Genomic DNA, 17,680 nt, shown 5'->3' on the forward strand with positions numbered 1-17,680 from the left:
CTAACAATTCCTTACATATTTTATTGTACAAGTTGTATCATGCAAGTTATAGCAGCACTACATATTATACATCTTTTAAAGAAGAAATCAACTTCTTTGTTTCAACTTAAAAAGACTATTTTTCAATAGCCTTTTTGTTCATCTATATGTATTCGCTTTAACATCCATTACTGCGCCATTTTTTAAAATCGAGATTCAAGCGGGATAAGCTTTTTTCCAGTGCTGAAATCTCTTCTTCCGACCAGTCTTCCAATACTTCAGCATAGGCTTGTTTACGCTTGTTTTGTACATGCTGCAAAATATCTTTTCCTGAATCCGTCATTTCAATTAAACTAATCCGTCCGTTTTCTGGACTTGGAAAGCGGCGAACAAACTGTTTGGTTTCAAGCGCAGATACTTGCCGGCTAGCTGTAGATAAGCTCAGCTTTAAATTTTCAGCTAATGCATTAATCCCGAGCGGACTGCGCTGATCTAGCTCGCTTAACAGTAAATATTCAGACCGGTCCAAGCTTCCAAGCTTCGGACTGTGCGTCGTTGTTAGACGAACAAGCAGCGCAATTTCGTGCTCAATGGTTTGCAGCGAGTCTCGCTTCACCTCTGTCTCCCCCTTTATCTCATAAAACATTCTGTACTTTTTGATATGTTTACTATACCGCAACCGTTCGCATGAACCAACCTTTTTTCCGTTTTTCTTCTATTATATAGAAAGAAATCATAGATGGGGTACATTTAATTCTAGCATCACAGGACAGTGGTCGCTTCCCATTACATGCGGATGAATAGCAGCTTCTTGAATAACGTCTTTCATTCTCTCTGATACGATAAAGTAATCAATGCGCCATCCGATATTTCGTTCTCGCACTTTGTTCATATACGACCACCACGTATAGGCGCCTTCTCGATTCGGATATAGATAACGAAATGTATCAAGAAATCCGCTAGCAAGAAGCGTCGTCATTTTCCCTCGCTCTTCTATTGTAAAACCAGAATTGCCTCGGTTTGGCTTTGGATTACGCAAGTCAATTTCTTCGTGGGCTACGTTTAAGTCTCCGCACAAAATCACCGATTTACGGCTATTTAATTTGTTTAAGTACACGAGCAGATTATCTTCCCATTGAAGCCTTTCTTCAAGCCTTGCTAAATCTCTTTTAGAATTTGGCGTATACACATTTACTACATAGCATTGTTCAAATTCAAGCGTAATGATACGTCCTTCGTCTTCCGATTCTTTATCCACACCGTATGAAACGGATAAAGGCTTCTGCTTTGTAAAAACAGCCGTTCCGGAATAGCCTTTTTTTACAGCGTAATTCCAGTGCTGATAATATCCTTCTAGCTGCAAATCAATTTGTCCTTCCTGCAGCTTCGTTTCTTGAATACAAAATACATCTGCAGTCACTTCTTGAAAATAATCTAAAAATCCTTTTCGCACACACGCGCGAATGCCATTTACGTTCCACGAAATCAACTTCATAAACTTTCCACGTTCTCCTCACTTGATTTATGTATCAGTGTTTAGTGTAGACAATTTCTTGCATGAGTTCAAATAATTTAAAGGGTACACTTCTTTTTAAGGTATTCCTGATATTTCTTCTTATTTTATTTTCTGTACTTCAAACACTAGATATAAGAGGTGAACAATAATGTCAACAAACAATCGATATGACAACAACACAGGACTTTCTGCTGTTTCTAAAAAAGAAGAGCACCCTACTAAAGAATGCGAAACACAGAATCAAACGGCGCTTACTAAAGAAGATTTTTCTTTAAATGATTCTGCCATTAAGCACTTTAGCAGGTAATTCATAAAAATAAGAACCCGTTAACTGGTAGCAAGACTTGTTGTACGAAGCTCTTGCTATCCATTTCTTAAAAATAAGGTGATCATATGCTAAAAACCATTCAAATGATAGAAGCCATTAAAAAACATTCTATGCCTTTTGCTGATGTCGATGACTTACTGCCGCTTATTAACACAGCAAGCCGCGCTCAATACGTACTTCTCGGAGAAGCATCTCACGGCACATCTGAATTTTACGAAATTCGAGCAGCTATTACGAAAGAATTAATTCATCATCATGATTTTTCCTTTATAGCAGTGGAAGGAGACTGGCCTTCGTGTTTTGAAGTTAATCGCTATATTAAAGGATATACAACTCAGTACGCGAATGCCGAAGATGTCTTAAAATCTTTTAGCCGCTGGCCTTCATGGATGTGGGCCAATCAAGAAATAAAAGAATTGATTGAATGGCTTCGTGATTATAACAACAACTTGCCAGCACATCAGCCGAAAGTAGGTTTTTACGGCTTAGATGTATACAGCCTGTGGGAATCGATGGAAGCTATTATTGAGTACTTAGAAAACAACCACGCTTCCGATGCAAAGAAAGCGAAAAAAGCCTTTGAATGCTTTGAACCTTTTCATCGCGAAGCACAGATGTACGGAATTTCTTCTGCCCTTTACGGAAAAAACTGCATGGTAGAAATCTTAGAGCTTTTACAAACCATTCAGCAAAAAAAAGATACCTATACTCATGAGCCTGAGGCGGCGCTTAGTATGCAGGTAAATGCGCTGGTAGCAAGCAATGCTGAAGCTTATTATCATACGATGATTACCAACGACAATGAATCGTGGAATATTCGCGATCGTCATATGGTAGAAGCTTTAAAATATATTCAAGCTTACTACAAAGATAGCGCTAAAGGAATTGTATGGGAGCATAACACTCACATCGGAGATGCAAGAGCAACGGACATGAAAAGCAGCGGCATGGTGAATGTAGGTCAGCTTACCCGTGAAGAATACGGACAGAAGCATGTTTACGCCGTCGGATTCGGAACTCATCACGGCACGGTCATTGCTTCTGATAGCTGGGGTAATCCTCATCAGGAATTAACCGTTCCTCCAGCTATAGAAGGAAGCTGGGAAGATGCCATTCACCGAGCAGGTGCTTTTGATCAATACCTCATGTTCACAGAGGAAAACCGAACATTTTTTCATTCAACGATAGGCCACCGCGCCATTGGTGTTGTCTACGACCCAGAGATTGAACAATACGGAAATTATGTTCCTTCTCGCTTGTCAAAACGATATGATGCTTTTATTTATGTAGAAAAAACACACGCCTTATCGCCACTCATCTTTTAATTAAATAAGCGGACTTCCAACGAAGTCCGCTTATTTTCATTGCAAAAAGCTGCGAATCGTATCGGTCACAAGTGCATGATCTTCTTCTTGCGACATGCCTGATACGGTAATGGTTCCAATTACGCCGACGTTTTTGACCGAAATTGGAAATGCCCCTCCTACCGCTTCGAATTCCTGAGGATTCGCTGCATAAAACTGCGCGTAAGAACGATCTTTTAACTCACAGTACAGCTTCATATAATACGAGCTGTGATGGTGGCGAAGAACGGTATTTGATTTTCGTTTAATCCATTCTTCATGGTCGGGAATGGCCCCTTCCATTGCATGATGAAAGAGAGTTTGACCATTTCGTTTAATGTTTACTGTAACGGCTTTTCCCTTATTTTTTGCTTCTTTAATAAGTGCTGTTCCGATCTGTAACGCCTGGTCATTTGTAAATTGATGAAAGATCAGTTCTTTTTCCTGTTGAACTACTTTTTCAAGCAGCGCCTCTACCAAATGATTACTCACTGTTTCTCGCTCCTTAGTTAAAATAAACCGCTCGTTTTTCTTTGCTGCTTTCAAATGCCGCTTCGATAACTTTAACTACGTCACGAGCTTCTTCTGCTGAAACCGGAAGCTCTTCTCCTCGAAGCAGGCTGTCGGCTATTTTTTGATAATACGTCACATAAGAACCGTGCAGCGTTTCAATTTCTTTCGTTTCGCCTTCGCCCGTTGTCAGCTTACCGTAGTGTTCAGGGCTGTCGGCTCCCCACGTATCGTCCACAGGCTTCTTGCCGGCTCTTAGCATATCTTCTTGGCCGTCAATGCCGTATTTAATATAGCTTGCTTTTGTTCCGTGAACTTGAAAGCGCGGCCCGTTGCTTGGCACAATGGCACTTGAATGTAAAATAACGCGAAGAGAACCGTATCCAAGCACTACGTGGAAGTAATCATCCGTACGTGCATGATCTCGCTGACCAAATACATCAGCTTGAACAAATTCAGGCATTCCAAAAAGGTGTAAGGCTTGGTCTATTAAATGAGAGCCTAAATCGTAAAGCGCTCCTGATCCAGGTCCTTCATTTTCTCTCCAGCGGTCTCGAACAGCCGGACGATAGCGGTCAAAATGCGCTTCATACATTTTAACGTCGCCTAATTTCCCTTCTTCAATCAGCTGTTTCACCGTCAAATAATCATTATCCCATCTGCGGTTATGATAGACGCTTAGTTGAACATCTTGTTCTTTTGCTAATTGAATTAATTCATTTGCTTCTTTTTCTGATACGACCATCGGCTTTTCAACAATTACATGCTTGCCTGCGCGTAGTGCGTCTTTCACCATTTCATAGTGCATGCCGCTAGGCGTTGTAATAATAACTAAATCAATGCTGTCATCTTCTAGAAGTTCAGATAGAGTGCTCACTACTTCAACATCCTCTAAGTCACTCTTTACTTTTTCAGGATTTGAACTCATTACCTTTGAAATATGAAATTCTTCTAACACGCTTAAAAGCGGCGTGTGAAAGACCGTTGCTGAAAATCCGTATCCTACTAATCCTACTTTTATTTTCTTCATTGTGTTTCCTCTCCTTTATCAAAATCTGTTACGATAAGCCGCACTTGATTTTGTTCTATTTTTTCTTTTACATCCGCTTCTGGCGCTTTATTTGTAATTAGAATATCAATGTCGCTCATATCACATACTCGATGTAAAAATTCACGTTCAAACTTTGTATGATCCGCAAGCATAATAACTTGTCTTGCGCATTGAATCATCTGTCTTTTTAAAAACGCTTCTTCTTCACTTGGAGATGTAATACCATCTGCACCAACGCCGCACGTACCTAAAAACAGCTGATCTACTTTGTATTCCTGCAACGTAGAAATCGTTCTTGGCCCGGTGACGTTACGGTTTTTCCCGTTAAACTTGCCCGGCAGCAAAAACGTATCACACGTCGTATATTGATCGAGCAAATCCACATTATCAATGGAATTTGTAATAACGGTTACATGCTTTACATCCATATACTTCGCCATCAGTGCGATGGTAGAAGACGTATCTAAAAGCACGTCATACCCCTCCGACATTAACGAAGCTGCTTCTTTAGCAATTTGTTCTTTGGCTTTGGTAGGCGTTCGCTCACTGTAATCAATGATATGACTTGACGATAGCGTCGCTCCGCCTTTAACTCTCATAACCTCGCCGTTTTCTTCAAGCTTGACTAAATCACGCCTCGCCGTATCTTTTGAAACAGTAAACATATCGCAAATTTCGTCTAACGTAATCGTACGGTGTGTATGAAGGTATTCAACAATCGCACTCATGCGCTGTTCTTGATACATTGAAATACCCTCCTTTTTTACTTTAATATGAGCTAATTGTAGCGCAAAGAAAAACTAAAAACCACTAAAAAACTTAAAAAGATTAATTTTTTTAAGTTTTTAACTTAAATTATAAAAGATTGTTTAAACAAATTCGAAAAAAAGCATAAAAGTGTACAAACGCTTTCTGGAAATAACTATCTTATTTTGGATAATACTTCTTTTATATCTCATACCCTTTCCCGCTTTTCACTAATCGCTTATGGTTCAGACTTCTAGCAAACGTATATGCAAAAAAAAGCGGGAATCTTTACGATTCCCGCTTTTTCGTTACATCTTATGTTCAAGCGCCTTGAAGTTTTCTTGAAATTGCTCCAAGCGAACAAGTCCTTCTTCACGAAGGCGTTTATTTTCCTCTTCAATTGCTTTTGTTTCCTGCATTCCTTTCATAATAATATTCCACGTTTGTTCCATCGTTTCTACTTTTACGCTGGGCGCACCCGACATTTTGGCAATTTTAACGCTTTGCTGTGAAATATTTTCTGCATTTCGAATGAGCAGCTCATTTGTGCGTTTGTCTAATTCATTCATAGACTCCGCTACTAAATTTTGACGTTTTGCTGCAATTGCGTTAATAAGTCCATTTTTAAAAATAGGAATCGTTGTAATAAACGCAGAATTGATTTTGCCGATCAGCTTTGTATTTCCTCGCTGCAGCATACGGATTTGAGGAGCGGATTGATAAGATACTTGTTTTGCCACTTCTAAATCATATAATCGCTGCTCCATCAGCTCAACCGCATTTTTTAAGGTTTGAAGCTCCATTGCCGCCAGCTGATTTCCACTCGACGCTCTTTCTTCAAGCACCTTTAGCTCTTGTTTTAACTCTTCTACTTTCATTTCGCCCGCTACAATGTATTTTTCAAGCTCCATATAATACTGATAGTTTTGCTCGTAAAGCTGCTCAAGCGTCGTGGTTGAGTGCTTCATTTCAGTTTCATATTTTGTAATTTCAACATATACTTTATCAATTTCAGAGCCCATCGTTTCATATTTTTGAAACAGCTTATCCACTATTTTTTGACCGCGTTTAAAAAGCTTAGAGAAAAACCCTTTATCTTCAACAAAATCCTTTGCGTCAAATTTATCCATAATCTTTCCAAGCTGCTTTAATAATTGACTTGACTCTTCCATGCTAGACGATTTAATTGTACTAAGCACTTTTCCCGAAAACGAGGAAATTTCATTGGCTGTTTCTTTCCCATACTCAAGTAGAGCCAGCTGATTTTTATAATCAATTTGTTCTGCTAAGCGACGTACTTCCGGCTCTTCTCGCAGTTTTGCTTTTACTTCATTAGGCTTTGTTTCTAAAACTTCTTCGGCTAGGTTTAAATCTAAAGGCTGTAATTCGTTTGTTGCCATTTAAAAACCCTTCTTTCTTTAAAAGATTCGTTTTAACCATTTTTGAATAAGCGACGGCTCTTTGAATTCTTCATTAAAGCTAATATCTTCTAGCCAATGTATATCGAAATATTTTTCTTCGACAAACGCTTCTATATCTATTTGACCGGTCGGATTAAAAAGAACAATATCAACGCCAAATTCATTTAATAGAAGCAGTAAAGCTGCATCTTCACGCGTAAACGTTTCATGTTCATTTCCGTGATAAATAATTACCCGAGGAACGTGCTGCGTATAATCAAATTTTTGAAGCATGCGAAGCACGTTGTTTGGAAGCTTCAAAGACTGATTAAATAAGTACATTTGATGCTGATACGCATCTTCATGATCCAACCGAAGGAGCTTTGAATGTGCACAGTATCTGGAAATGGCTGCAGCTAGCCCTTGCTGAAGCCCGATAGGCAGTTCTTTATAGCGCCACCAGTTGCTTTCAATCATTTTATCAGGACTGAGCGTCCCATCACTTCCGAGAGCGCCTTGGTAGTGAAAGTGATTATTTCCTTCTATTTTTTTGGCAAAAGGAACAGAATCAACAGTCAGAGCTAGCTCATTTTCTGTTTGGATGAGCTCATGCACTTTACTCCAGTACTCTTTTCGGTTTTTAGAAATCCCAAGTACTTTTGAAAACAGGACCGGCACGTGTAGATATGGCTTTGACACTTCAAAATTAGGACGAATAAACGCCCGTTCTCTCATTAATAAAAAAATCTCATCATACGTTGTTTTAAGAGTAACTGAAGTTGGAAAATACGAACGAAATTGCCACGGTTTATACAGCATGGACTCCTCTGAATGAAGCACTTGCTCAATTTCTTGAGAAGCTCTAAATGCTACCGTACCTTTTCGAACCGGTTTATCCGTTGGAAAAGGAAAAAACGAGCTAGTAGAAGGAAACGTATAAACCGTTGTTAAATGTTGATTCTTATCTACTTCTTTTAAATTATCCTCTCCCTCTGGATGAAAGGTAAGGACGTCAAAACCTAGTAAAATTAAATAATAGAGAAAATACTGCTCGCTTTTATTCGCCTCTCCGTACCACATGATGCGAGGCGCGTGCTCAGGAAATGCTTTATCGACCATCCAAGATTTCACATGATTCCACTGCCACTTTATTAAATCGATTAATACGCGTTGAAAATGTCCGTCCATAAAGCCCTCTGCATGCTGTTCTTTAAAACACGTTAACGTTTCAATAAATTTTTCACGTACTCTTCTATGTATAGCGGGATTTTCTGACTTCACGATCAGCTTTTTTCCTTCTAAAAAAGCAAACAGTCGATTGACAGAAAGGCCGCGTTCTTCTTGATTAATTTTAAGAATCGTTTGTACTTCTTTTAATCTATCATTTGAAATGGACTTATCAAGCTTATCGTGCAGGACAAGGATCGATGATGATGAATGTGCAAGTTCATAAAGAAAAGCTGCGTACTCGTCCGCATCAAGATGGGTGCCTAAATACCTTCCTGCCACTTGTTTATAGGAAGTTTGCTGCTCATTTTGTATAAAGTCACCTCGCAGAGAAACATCTTTAGAAAAAAGAGAAGTTCCATTTTGCTTGTTAAGATTAATGATATGAGGATCAATTAGTTTACTCACGCCTGACAGCTCCTTTCTTTTCAGACATATACATGCTAAAAAGAAAGGGTACTCGTTAAAGCACCCTTTCTTTTTCATTTATTCCATGCCTTTTTTATACGGATAATCCGTAGTTGCGGCAAAGGTCGGCCAAGCCACCGGAAAATCCGCTGCCAATGGCATTAAACTTCCAGTCGTTTCCGTGCTTGTATAGCTCGCATACAACAACAGCTGTTTCAATTGAAAAATCTTCACCTAAATCATATCGCAGTACTTCTTCATTTGTTTCAGCGTCAATCAGACGAACAAACGCGTTGGATACTTGTCCAAAGTTTTGTCCGCGAGCATCTGCGTCGTGAATTGTGACGCTAATTCCGATTTTTTCAACGTGGTCAGGAAGAAGAGAAAAATCAACGGCTATTTGCTCATCGTCTCCATCTCCTGCACCCGTACGGTTGTCACCAGTATGCTCCACAGCTCCATTTGGACTTTTTAAATTGTTGTAAAAAACAAACTCCTCGTCATTTACAACCTGACTTGATTTATTGGCTAAAAATGCACATGCATCTAAATCGAAATCCTGAGATCCAGCATATTTGTTTGTATCCCATCCAAGACCTACTATTACTTTTGTTAATCCTGGGTTGGTTTTCGTTAGGTCAATGCGCTGACCTTTTGATAAAGAAATTGACATAAAAACATCCTCCGTACGTTTTCTTACTTTAATGATTAGGCGTTTAAACCAAAGTCGTTGACAAGTGCCGCTAAGCCGCCTTGATAACCGCTGCCAATAGCATTGAACTTCCATTCTCCACCGTGTCGGTACAGCTCGCCTACCACAACAGCTGTTTCAATCGAGAAATCTTCACCTAAATCATAGCGAATTAACTCTTCGTTATTTGTTGCATTTAAAATACGAACGTAGGCATTGCTTACTTGGCCAAAGTTTTGACCACGCGCTGCCGCTTCATGAATCGTAATGGTAAACGCGATACGTTCAATAGATTGAGGCACATTTTTCAAATCTACTTGAACCTGCTCATCGTCTCCTTCACCTACGCCTGTACGGTTATCTCCGGTATGCTCAACCGCTCCGTTTGCACCCGTCGTATTATTGTAAAAAATAAAATCAGATTCTGAAGCGCATTTTCCTGCGCTGTTTAATAAAAAGACAGATGAATCTAAATCAAAATCGTTTCCACCGTCATACTTATTTACATCCCATCCAAGACCTACTACTACGTTTGTTAATCCTGGATTCGTTTTTGTTAAATCTACTTTTTGTCCTTTTGAAAGATTAATAGCCATTTCGTTTCCCTCTTTTCAAGTTGTTTATTTTGTATATTTATTTGCAATTTCTCCTAATCCAGTATCTCTCGTTGCATCTCCAGCTGCTAAAAAATTCCATTCATTCCCATCTCGGTAAATTTCACCTGCAAATAGAGCGGTTGCTCCTGAATGGTCTTCAGATAGATTAAAGTAGACAAGCTCTTCGTTTTTAGCGCTGTCTATAACGCGAATAAACGCATTTTTAATCATACCGAAATCTTGGTTTCGCTCAACACACTGATAGATGTTGACCACAAACACAAGTTTATGTACGTTTCCAGGAACCTTTTTTAAATCAACAAAAATTTGTTCATCGTCTCCTTCACCTGCTCCGGTAAGGTTATCGCCTGAATGCTTAACGCTTCCGCAGTTACTGTGACGATTTCCAAAATACACAACGGCTGAGTTACTTACAAGCTTATCGTTCGAATTGAGCATAAGAACAGATGCATCACAGTCGATACTTGGTCCGTTTCCTCCGAAACCAAAAAAGCTGCGTTTTTTTACAGGATCCCATCCTAATCCAACTGTAATAGAAGATAGGCCTTCTCTTCCTTTTGTTAAATCAATTTTTTGACCTTTTTGTAGATTAATAGCCACTTATATTTACTCCTTTACTGTAACGAACACATTCTTTTTTAGGTTCTATATAGCTCTATATCATAGCGCAGATAAATGAAAAAATAGTGAAATTTTTATACCACTTTTAACGTTTACGTAAACCTTCTTTCCATGGAAAGAATACCACAATTTGGTGATTGTTTCAAAAATTAAGCTGTCTGTTATGGCGTAAATTAATTGATTTAAAGTTTGAAAGTGAAAATAATCTACTAAAAAAAGACTGTCTCTAAACCGGAAACCCGAGTTATGAGACAGTCTTTTTGGCTTATTGAGCTATTTTTAAAGTAGGTTCTTGCTGTTCAGCTGTTTTAGCAGCCGCCACGTTTCGAATACGGCCTTCAGTTGTGTATTCAAACGGGCTGTTAAGTGTTTTAATATAGTTTACGGTTGCCTGTAAATCTTCTGGTCCCACTTCCATATCTGAAGAAAGTGCGCCAATACCGTATTTTTCATTTCCGTACATATAATTATTGACTACTACTGTATATTCTTTTTCTTTGTCAATTTTACTTCCATCTGGAAGCGTGATATCGACTACTTTATTCGTGCTTCCATCCCACGTATAGTTAAAGCCTGCAATATGGAAATCCAGTCCGGATGATGTAATTTGATTGTTTAACACAGTTTCTAAATCCGCTCCGCTTAGCTTTACTTTATTTAAGACGTTGCCAAACGGCTGAATCGCAAACAAATCACCATATGTCACGTCGCCAGCATCAAGCTGTGAACGAACCCCTCCGCCATTCATTAAAGCAAAGTCGGCTTTCATTTCTGCTTTCATACCGTCAGCAATTAAGTTTCCAAGCGCGATATCGCCTGTTGGCCCGCTAGAAGGATAGCCTTTTGCTAGAGTGCTAGATGAATTCCCAACCACTTCTGCTTTAATAGGTGCTGCTAAGTCTTCATACTTTTTCATAATGCTTGAAACTTCAGAATCTGGCGTATAGTCTTTTTGATATACCGTCACAATTTTTGCATCCTTTTTCACGATGTCACCCATATTATCAATTTCAACGTCTACGTCAGAAAACGCTGAGCCGTATGAATAAGCTTGAACAATTAGTTTGTTATCTACTACTTTGTTGTTGTATACGTGATTGTGAGCTGAAAAGATAACGTCAACTTCATCGTCAACTTTTTTAGCAATATCTGCTGCATCAAACTCGGTAGAAGTTCCATTTTGATTAGATGGATTATGAGCAAGTACGACAATGGCTTTGATACCTTGCTTTTTCAGCTCTACCGTATATTTATCAATCGCTTCTGCTTCGTCCGTAATTTTTAAGTTTTCATTTCCTTTACGAACAATCATGCTTGGCGTTTCTTGTGTCACAACGCCGATGAATCCGATTTTCTTGCCGCCTACTTCTTTTATTGCGTAAGGCTCCGTAATTAATTTATTAGTTGAAGTGTCATAAGCATTTGCCGCTACAACCGGGAAATTCATGCCGTCGTATCCTTTTGTTCCTTTTGGATGGTCTCCGCCTTCAATCATACGGTGAAGCTCAGCAATGCCTTCATCAAACTCATGATTTCCAAGCGTACCTACATCAAATTCAAGTGATTCCATCACTTCAACCGTTGGCTCATCTTGAAACAACGCTGAAACTAACGGGCTTCCGCCAATCATATCTCCAGCATGAACTAAAAGCGTATTCGGATTTTCAGCTTCTTGTTTACGAATAGCTGCTGCTGTATATTTCATATTTCCAGCTAAAAGCGCTTGGCCATTTGAATTGATTTTTGTATCTGTATCGAGCTGACCGTGCAGGTCGTTCATGCCTAAAAGCTGAACCTTTGAATTATCTTTTGATTCGCCGTTTAAATTAATTTTGTAAATGCCGAATCCTTTGTCATCCGTTTTATTTGTATACGTAATGTTGCTTCCTTCAGTTAAATAGCTTTCTCCGCGCGGTGAGCTTGTGAACGTCACGTTAGCCGTTCCGTTAATCGGTGCAATGGACCAGTTATCGTCAGCTGTTGGCGTAATTTCTTTTTGCTCGGTGATGTAGTCCATTAGAATTTGACGGTTTTCATCCGCTGAATCCACCACAAGCTCGCTTCCTTTTAGACCAGGGAAGTTTCCGCCTCCGCCAGCTCGGTAGTTATTTGTCACAACGATAAACTCTTGGTTCGGATCAACCGGCTTGCCGTTATACGTTAAGTTAACAACGCGGCTTGAATCTCCGTGAATCACGTTTCCATTCACATCGTATTTTGCTGGTTTTGTGACGTCGATTTGGTATTGAACGCCATCAATAACGTCGAAGTTATAAACAGGGAAGCTTGGGTTTAATAATTCCTGCTCTTCTGTTTTGTTCGGTGTAATTTGATTAAACTTACCCGCAGACATATCAATCCAGTCTTTTACAACAGAACCTTTTACTTTAACCGCTTTTAATGTGTTGTCATATAGATACAGGTCGCCAGCGCTTCGGATCGTTAAATCCCCTTTTTTAATTTCCGTATATTCATCAACGCCGTTTCTTCCTGCTTTAAAAGGTGCTCCGACTGATAAAATTGGAAGGTCTTTGTATTCCGGCTTGTTTTGAGAAACATATTTTTCTACGTAATCTTTTTGTGCGTTTGTCACAACTTGAATAGAGGGGTCATCTTTTACAAGAGAAAAGTAGCTGTGAATATCATCGGTCGTTTTACCGATTGGTGTATTCACATATTTGACCGTTGCATCGTGATCTTTTTGAACTGCTTTAACAACACCTTTATCCGGTTCTACCGTACTTTGCGTAACCGTTTTCCCTGACGCGTCTTTTACGTCTTTATACGTTTCACGTGTGGACGATTGAGAGCTTACCACTTTCCATTTTCCTTTTTCTTCTTTTAACGTTAAGTCAATTAAACCAAGTGACCCTCCGCCGTAACCTGCTTGAACAGCCGGAACGCCGTTGATCGTTCCTTTTGCATTATCAACTCCAGGAAGAGGCTTTTTATCTGCTCCGAGGAACAAACCGTCTAGCGAAGCTTCCGTTTTAGCAGGGAAGACTTTATGCGTGTGTGAAAACGTAATAGCGTCAATGCCTTTTACTTCACTTAATGAGTAAATCACATCTTCCGTGTTTTGCTTGTTGCCGCTAAACCCAGAGTGAGCCATTGCAACAACTACGTCCGCACCTTTTTTCTTCATTTCTGGAATGTATTTGTTGGCTGTTTCCACAATGCCTTTTGTAATGACTTTTCCATCAAGGTTTGCTTTATCCCAATCGTTAATTTGAGGAGGAACAAAGCCAATGGAACCAACTTTAATCGTTCGTTTCTTTCCATTTTCATCGACGACTTTTTTATTCATAATTTTATACGGCGTAAATTTATTTTTATCGTTTTTCGGGTTGTTGTCATGATCATCAACGTAGACATTAGCATTTATGTAAGGAAAGTTCGCGTCGTTATACGCTTCTGTTAAGAAGTCTAACCCATAGTTGAACTCATGATTTCCAAGTGTTGCAATATCATAATCCAGCTGATTCATTGCTTTAAATACAGGATGAACTTCGCCTTTTTTCAGCGGGTCAATCTTAGCTTTATACGTGCCTAGAGGCGTTCCTTGAATGAGGTCTCCGTTATCTACTAATAAGCTGTTTTTTACTTCTTTTCGAGCGTTTTTGATTAAGGTAGCGGTTTTGGCTAAACCCACTTTCTCGTAAGAGGCATCTTTGAAATAATCATAGTTTAATAGATTCGTATGAACATCGGTTGTTTCCATCAGGCGTATGTTCACAAGCGCATCTTTTTTATTATGGCCTTGATGCTTGCTTTGCTGTGAGCTTTGTCCAGAATGACGTTCTTCCGCTCCTACCTGTGTAGTTAAAAGAGGCATAGATAATAGAGAAAGTGCCAGTGATGTGGATAGGATTTTTTTCGTTTTACTACTTTTGTTCTTTTTCATCTACCATTCACCTTTCAAGTAAGTTATCATCGCTATAAATCTAGCAACTGTTCAAAAATAGTATAGCAGAAAAGATTTATAAAGGATGTAAATTTTTTGATTTTTTGGTAAAACATTTGTATGCGTTTTATTAACTTTTTGTAAACCGAAAAATTTTTTTTAGTTTCTCTCTTTAAAAACAAGGACTATAGTTTTTATTAATTGGATGAACTCTCCTTTTCAAATGAGTCTTATTACCTAATGCATCAACCTTCCCACGCCCTCTTTTAATTCAAAAAAAATTTATTTCAAGCGGTGTGCATATATGTACTATACATAGGATATGAAAAGCAGACATTATGTTTGTCACAGCTTCTAACAAAATTTCGTAGATATAAAAAAGAAAGAGAAGGTTTTTGTCTTCTAATAAATAGATATATTTATATAATTTTACATTTGCAACAAGAAAACGAGGTTGAGTCATAAGACATAACTATATGAAACCTACGTTCACCCTACAAATAAAAAAATCCGAACGAAGTTGATTCTCCATCAAGAATCTTGATTCATCGTTCGGATTTTTTTTAGTTAACATACTTTTTTCTCAGCCGCGTTTTCTTACTGACCTAATTCTTTAATTTGTTTCATAATACTCGATACATCTTGAATTGATTGAAACAACTCACTGTTTTTTAGCGCTTCCGGATTGAAGCTGCCATCCTTTATATTGGCTTCATACGCTTCAATTCCACTAATGATTTTTTCGTTTTGTTGAACAAGCTGATCGTGCACATCAGAAGCGATATCAGGAGCTTTTGTTTGATTAAATTCTTCAGCTTTCCCTTTCATTTGCTGCAGCTTTTGCTCTAGCTTCTTTATTGCCTCGTCGTCATTAACAGCTTTTTCCGCTAGAGGCGGTATTTCTTCAGCAAACTTTTGTGCTTCACTCACGTAATCTTTCGCAGCGTTTGCGTAGTTCAACGTACTGCTTGTATCTTCAAGAAAAGAACAGCCGCCGACCATAAAAAGAACAGCAGTTGATATGACTAGCATCCACTTTTTCACTTAGCACTCAACCTTTCTTGTTTTCTTTTCTGCTATCTTCTTTTCGATTTTCGTTTCTTTAACTCTTTCATAATAATGGGTACAGCTTTTTTTATTCCTTTTTTTACAGCGGGGCTTTTTAACAGTCTCGATAGTTTTGACATTTTTAAGCTCCTCTCTCATTTTGAAATAACAAAAAACACCTTTACCCCATGTGGTAAAGGTGTTTGTATCCAGACCTTTACCAATGGCAACATTGGCAAAGGTCTCGCTAACAATTTGCATTGTCAATAAAGCCGGAGATAATAATCTCGAAATGACGACTTTACTGCAAGAGCTACTCCCCTTTGAGCAAAACAGCATTTTTTGTTAACACAATCATAACGCACGTTCCTGATTATCGTCAACTTATATGAAATTAGTACACATCTTTTTTGGTAAATACCAGAAATGACACGAGCAGCCCGGCAAGTCCCCAAATGGTTAAAACACCCAAGGAAAACCCTAAGGTCATTCCTTCAGTCGGAGGAGCTGTGCCTTGCAGATAAGAAGTTAAATTTAAATTAACCATAAACAAATACTTAGCCGAATGCCATGAAGAAACCATGCTGCTTAAAATTGTACCTGCAATCAAACAAGCAAGCATCACACCCATACCAGCCGCTGTACTTTTAATTAAAACAGACAGCATAAAAGCAAGCGTTCCAACAACAAGTGATACAAACCAAGCAAGACCAAACTCCATTAAAATATATCTCCACTGCGAAATTAAATGGACGTCCGCTGTATTTAAGTCATTTCCCTGCACGCTAAACCCCGTAAGAATCGGGGCTGTCCAGCCTTTAAATCCAAATACAACGCCAGAAATGAGATACGACAAAACGCCAAACATTAAAATTAAAAACGATACGGACATGACGAGCGTGATATATTTACTAAGCAGGATTTTCCACCGTTTCACAGGCCTCGTCAACAATACCTTGATGGATCCCAAGCTGTACTCTGAAGACACTAAATCCGCTGCAATAATCATAATCATCAGCGGCAGCAAAAGCTGAATGGCGTTTTCAATGAACCCTCGCACAAACGTTGGTGCCCCTGGTTCCGAAGGATTGATATCATTATCTAAATAATACTGTTGCTGCGCCACGCGAATTTCAAGCTGCTTGCGCCAATCATCTGAAATTTGGCTTCCGCTCAGCCGGTTTTGCGTATCGATAATTTCTTGCTGCAGCGTACTGCGCCAATCGGTCGTTCCTAGCTTTTCTTGAAGGCGCTGTGTTTCGCGAAGCTGAGCATAGGTGAACATGGAAATCAAAACGCCCATAATAAGGGTAACAATTAACAGGCGCTTTTTTCGAACGAGCTTGATCATTTCATTTTGAACCAAACTAATCAATCGATTCGCCTCCTGTCATTTCGATAAATAAATCTTCAAGAGTTGGAAGCTTTCGATTCATTTCTTTTACCGTTACTCCTGCTTGAATGAGCTGTTTGTTCCACTCTCCCACTTCAGCTTCTTCATAAAACGTAGTGACATACTCCCCCTGCACTTGCACAAAGTCCGTCACTTGTTTTAAAACGTCTATTCCTGCAGGCTGCGGATCTAGCTTCCACAGTAAGCGCTCTTGCTGAGTTAACAGGGTCTTCACCGATTCTGTGTGAATAACTTCTCCTTTTGCAATAATCGCTACTCGGTCACACATTAGCTGAATCTCGCTCAGCAAATGACTCGATACTAAGACGCTTAGACCTTCACTTTCAGCTAAAAAGCGAATAAATTTACGCATATCCCGAATCCCAGAAGGGTCTAGTCCGTTCGTTGGCTCGTCTAAAATAAGCACTTTTGGTTTTCCGAGAAGCGCTTGTGCAATTCCTAAACGCTGCCTCATACCTAACGAATACGTGCGAACTAAATCGTGGATACGCTCTTGCAAGCCAACTAATTTCACCACTTCATGAATGCGTTCTTCCGTCATAGAAGGAATCATGCGTGAAAAGTGCTGCAGATTTTCCCAGCCGCTTAAGTATGGATACAGCTCAGGGTTTTCAACAATACAGCCGATATGCTCCATCGCTTTTGTAAACTGCTTCGATACGCTGTATCCACAAATAGAAATGGAACCAGCCGTCGGGCGAATCAAGCCGACAAGCATTCGAATCGTTGTCGTTTTACCGGCTCCATTGGGTCCTAAAAACCCAAATACTTCGCCTCTTTTTAATTCAAAATCAATATTTTTGATAATTTCTCGTTTTCCTATTACTTTTTTCAGTCCTTTTACTGAAAGCGTTACTTCGCTCATAGCATTCCCTCC

The 17,680-nt window shown here is 39.2% G+C and carries 16 protein-coding genes; 2 read left to right on the forward strand and 14 right to left on the reverse strand.

What is annotated here, in order from left to right; all coding sequences use genetic code 11:
• Nucleotides 1–157: 157 nt before the first annotated feature.
• Nucleotides 158–595 (reverse strand): MarR family winged helix-turn-helix transcriptional regulator, encoded by a 438-nt coding sequence (locus ACN6NE_RS25625; RefSeq protein ID WP_129710033.1) that lies wholly within the window; start codon nt 593–595, stop codon nt 158–160.
• 117 nt (nt 596–712) lie between these two features.
• Nucleotides 713–1,474: an exodeoxyribonuclease III gene (locus ACN6NE_RS25630; RefSeq protein WP_129710035.1), complete on the reverse strand. Its 762-nt coding sequence runs from the start codon at nt 1,472–1,474 to the stop codon at nt 713–715.
• Nucleotides 1,475–1,643: 169 nt separating this feature from the next.
• Here ACN6NE_RS25630 and ACN6NE_RS25635 point away from each other — a divergent pair, with 169 nt between their 5' ends.
• Entirely contained in the window at nt 1,644–1,802 is a 159-nt protein-coding gene (locus ACN6NE_RS25635) for a hypothetical protein (protein ID WP_165351750.1), read from the forward strand.
• Nucleotides 1,803–1,888: 86 nt separating this feature from the next.
• On the forward strand, nt 1,889–3,148 hold the full coding sequence (locus ACN6NE_RS25640; RefSeq protein ID WP_474328083.1) for an erythromycin esterase family protein: 1,260 nt from the start codon (nt 1,889–1,891) through the stop codon (nt 3,146–3,148).
• Between the two features lie 36 nt (nt 3,149–3,184).
• On the opposite strand, the gene ACN6NE_RS25645 is transcribed toward ACN6NE_RS25640, so the two are convergent.
• From ACN6NE_RS25645 to ACN6NE_RS25700, 12 genes are all read right to left on the reverse strand, one after another.
• Nucleotides 3,185–3,658, reverse strand: coding sequence for a heme-degrading domain-containing protein (locus tag ACN6NE_RS25645; protein WP_129710039.1), 474 nt, complete (start codon nt 3,656–3,658; stop codon nt 3,185–3,187).
• 13 nt (nt 3,659–3,671) lie between these two features.
• The gene (locus tag ACN6NE_RS25650; protein ID WP_474328085.1) at nt 3,672–4,706 is read right to left on the reverse strand and encodes an oxidoreductase; all 1,035 of its coding nucleotides are present in this window, start codon (nt 4,704–4,706) and stop codon (nt 3,672–3,674) included.
• A complete protein-coding gene (locus tag ACN6NE_RS25655; RefSeq protein ID WP_474328087.1) occupies nt 4,703–5,473 on the reverse strand; it encodes a DeoR/GlpR family DNA-binding transcription regulator in 771 nt (256 codons plus the stop codon). Before ACN6NE_RS25655 ends, ACN6NE_RS25650 begins: the two co-directional genes overlap by 4 nt.
• A 309-nt stretch (nt 5,474–5,782) precedes the next feature.
• Complete coding sequence (locus tag ACN6NE_RS25660; RefSeq protein WP_474328089.1) at nt 5,783–6,874, reverse strand: toxic anion resistance protein; 1,092 nt, start codon at nt 6,872–6,874, stop codon at nt 5,783–5,785.
• Between the two features lie 18 nt (nt 6,875–6,892).
• Nucleotides 6,893–8,509 (reverse strand): YceG family protein, encoded by a 1,617-nt coding sequence (locus ACN6NE_RS25665; protein WP_474328091.1) that lies wholly within the window; start codon nt 8,507–8,509, stop codon nt 6,893–6,895.
• A 94-nt stretch (nt 8,510–8,603) separates the two neighbouring features.
• A complete protein-coding gene (locus ACN6NE_RS25670; protein WP_013057395.1) occupies nt 8,604–9,182 on the reverse strand; it encodes a TerD family protein in 579 nt (192 codons plus the stop codon).
• 35 nt (nt 9,183–9,217) lie between these two features.
• Nucleotides 9,218–9,796, reverse strand: a complete 579-nt coding sequence (locus ACN6NE_RS25675) for a TerD family protein (RefSeq protein ID WP_474328093.1) — start codon at nt 9,794–9,796, stop codon at nt 9,218–9,220.
• A 24-nt stretch (nt 9,797–9,820) separates the two neighbouring features.
• On the reverse strand, nt 9,821–10,417 hold the full coding sequence (locus ACN6NE_RS25680; protein WP_474328095.1) for a TerD family protein: 597 nt from the start codon (nt 10,415–10,417) through the stop codon (nt 9,821–9,823).
• A 286-nt stretch (nt 10,418–10,703) separates the two neighbouring features.
• Nucleotides 10,704–14,342 (reverse strand): multifunctional 2',3'-cyclic-nucleotide 2'-phosphodiesterase/3'-nucleotidase/5'-nucleotidase, encoded by a 3,639-nt coding sequence (locus ACN6NE_RS25685; RefSeq protein ID WP_474328097.1) that lies wholly within the window; start codon nt 14,340–14,342, stop codon nt 10,704–10,706.
• A 597-nt stretch (nt 14,343–14,939) separates the two neighbouring features.
• Complete coding sequence (locus tag ACN6NE_RS25690) at nt 14,940–15,386, reverse strand: DUF6376 family protein (RefSeq protein WP_474328099.1); 447 nt, start codon at nt 15,384–15,386, stop codon at nt 14,940–14,942.
• 397 nt (nt 15,387–15,783) lie between these two features.
• The gene (locus tag ACN6NE_RS25695; protein WP_013057401.1) at nt 15,784–16,764 is read right to left on the reverse strand and encodes an ABC transporter permease; all 981 of its coding nucleotides are present in this window, start codon (nt 16,762–16,764) and stop codon (nt 15,784–15,786) included.
• Nucleotides 16,757–17,668 (reverse strand): ABC transporter ATP-binding protein, encoded by a 912-nt coding sequence (locus ACN6NE_RS25700; RefSeq protein ID WP_129710062.1) that lies wholly within the window; start codon nt 17,666–17,668, stop codon nt 16,757–16,759. The genes ACN6NE_RS25695 and ACN6NE_RS25700 overlap by 8 nt, the downstream gene beginning before the upstream one ends.
• Between the last annotated feature and the right edge of the window lie 12 nt (nt 17,669–17,680).

The organism is Priestia sp. 53B2 (assembly GCF_056099005.1).

Excerpts from the sequence above, each read along its gene's own strand:
- ACN6NE_RS25630 (WP_129710035.1), bottom strand. The coding sequence starts at position 1,474 with ATGAAGTTGATTTCGTGGAACGTAAATGGCATTCGCGCGTGTGTGCGA.
- ACN6NE_RS25635 (WP_165351750.1), top strand. The coding sequence starts at position 1,644 with ATGTCAACAAACAATCGATATGACAACAACACAGGACTTTCTGCTGTT.
- ACN6NE_RS25640 (WP_474328083.1), top strand. The coding sequence starts at position 1,889 with ATGCTAAAAACCATTCAAATGATAGAAGCCATTAAAAAACATTCTATG.
- ACN6NE_RS25650 (WP_474328085.1), bottom strand. The coding sequence starts at position 4,706 with ATGAAGAAAATAAAAGTAGGATTAGTAGGATACGGATTTTCAGCAACG.
- ACN6NE_RS25655 (WP_474328087.1), bottom strand. The coding sequence starts at position 5,473 with ATGTATCAAGAACAGCGCATGAGTGCGATTGTTGAATACCTTCATACA.
- ACN6NE_RS25660 (WP_474328089.1), bottom strand. The coding sequence starts at position 6,874 with ATGGCAACAAACGAATTACAGCCTTTAGATTTAAACCTAGCCGAAGAA.
- ACN6NE_RS25670 (WP_013057395.1), bottom strand. The coding sequence starts at position 9,182 with ATGTCAATTTCTTTATCAAAAGGTCAGCGCATTGACCTAACGAAAACC.
- ACN6NE_RS25675 (WP_474328093.1), bottom strand. The coding sequence starts at position 9,796 with ATGGCTATTAATCTTTCAAAAGGACAAAAAGTAGATTTAACAAAAACG.
- ACN6NE_RS25685 (WP_474328097.1), bottom strand. The coding sequence starts at position 14,342 with ATGAAAAAGAACAAAAGTAGTAAAACGAAAAAAATCCTATCCACATCA.
- ACN6NE_RS25700 (WP_129710062.1), bottom strand. The coding sequence starts at position 17,668 with ATGAGCGAAGTAACGCTTTCAGTAAAAGGACTGAAAAAAGTAATAGGA.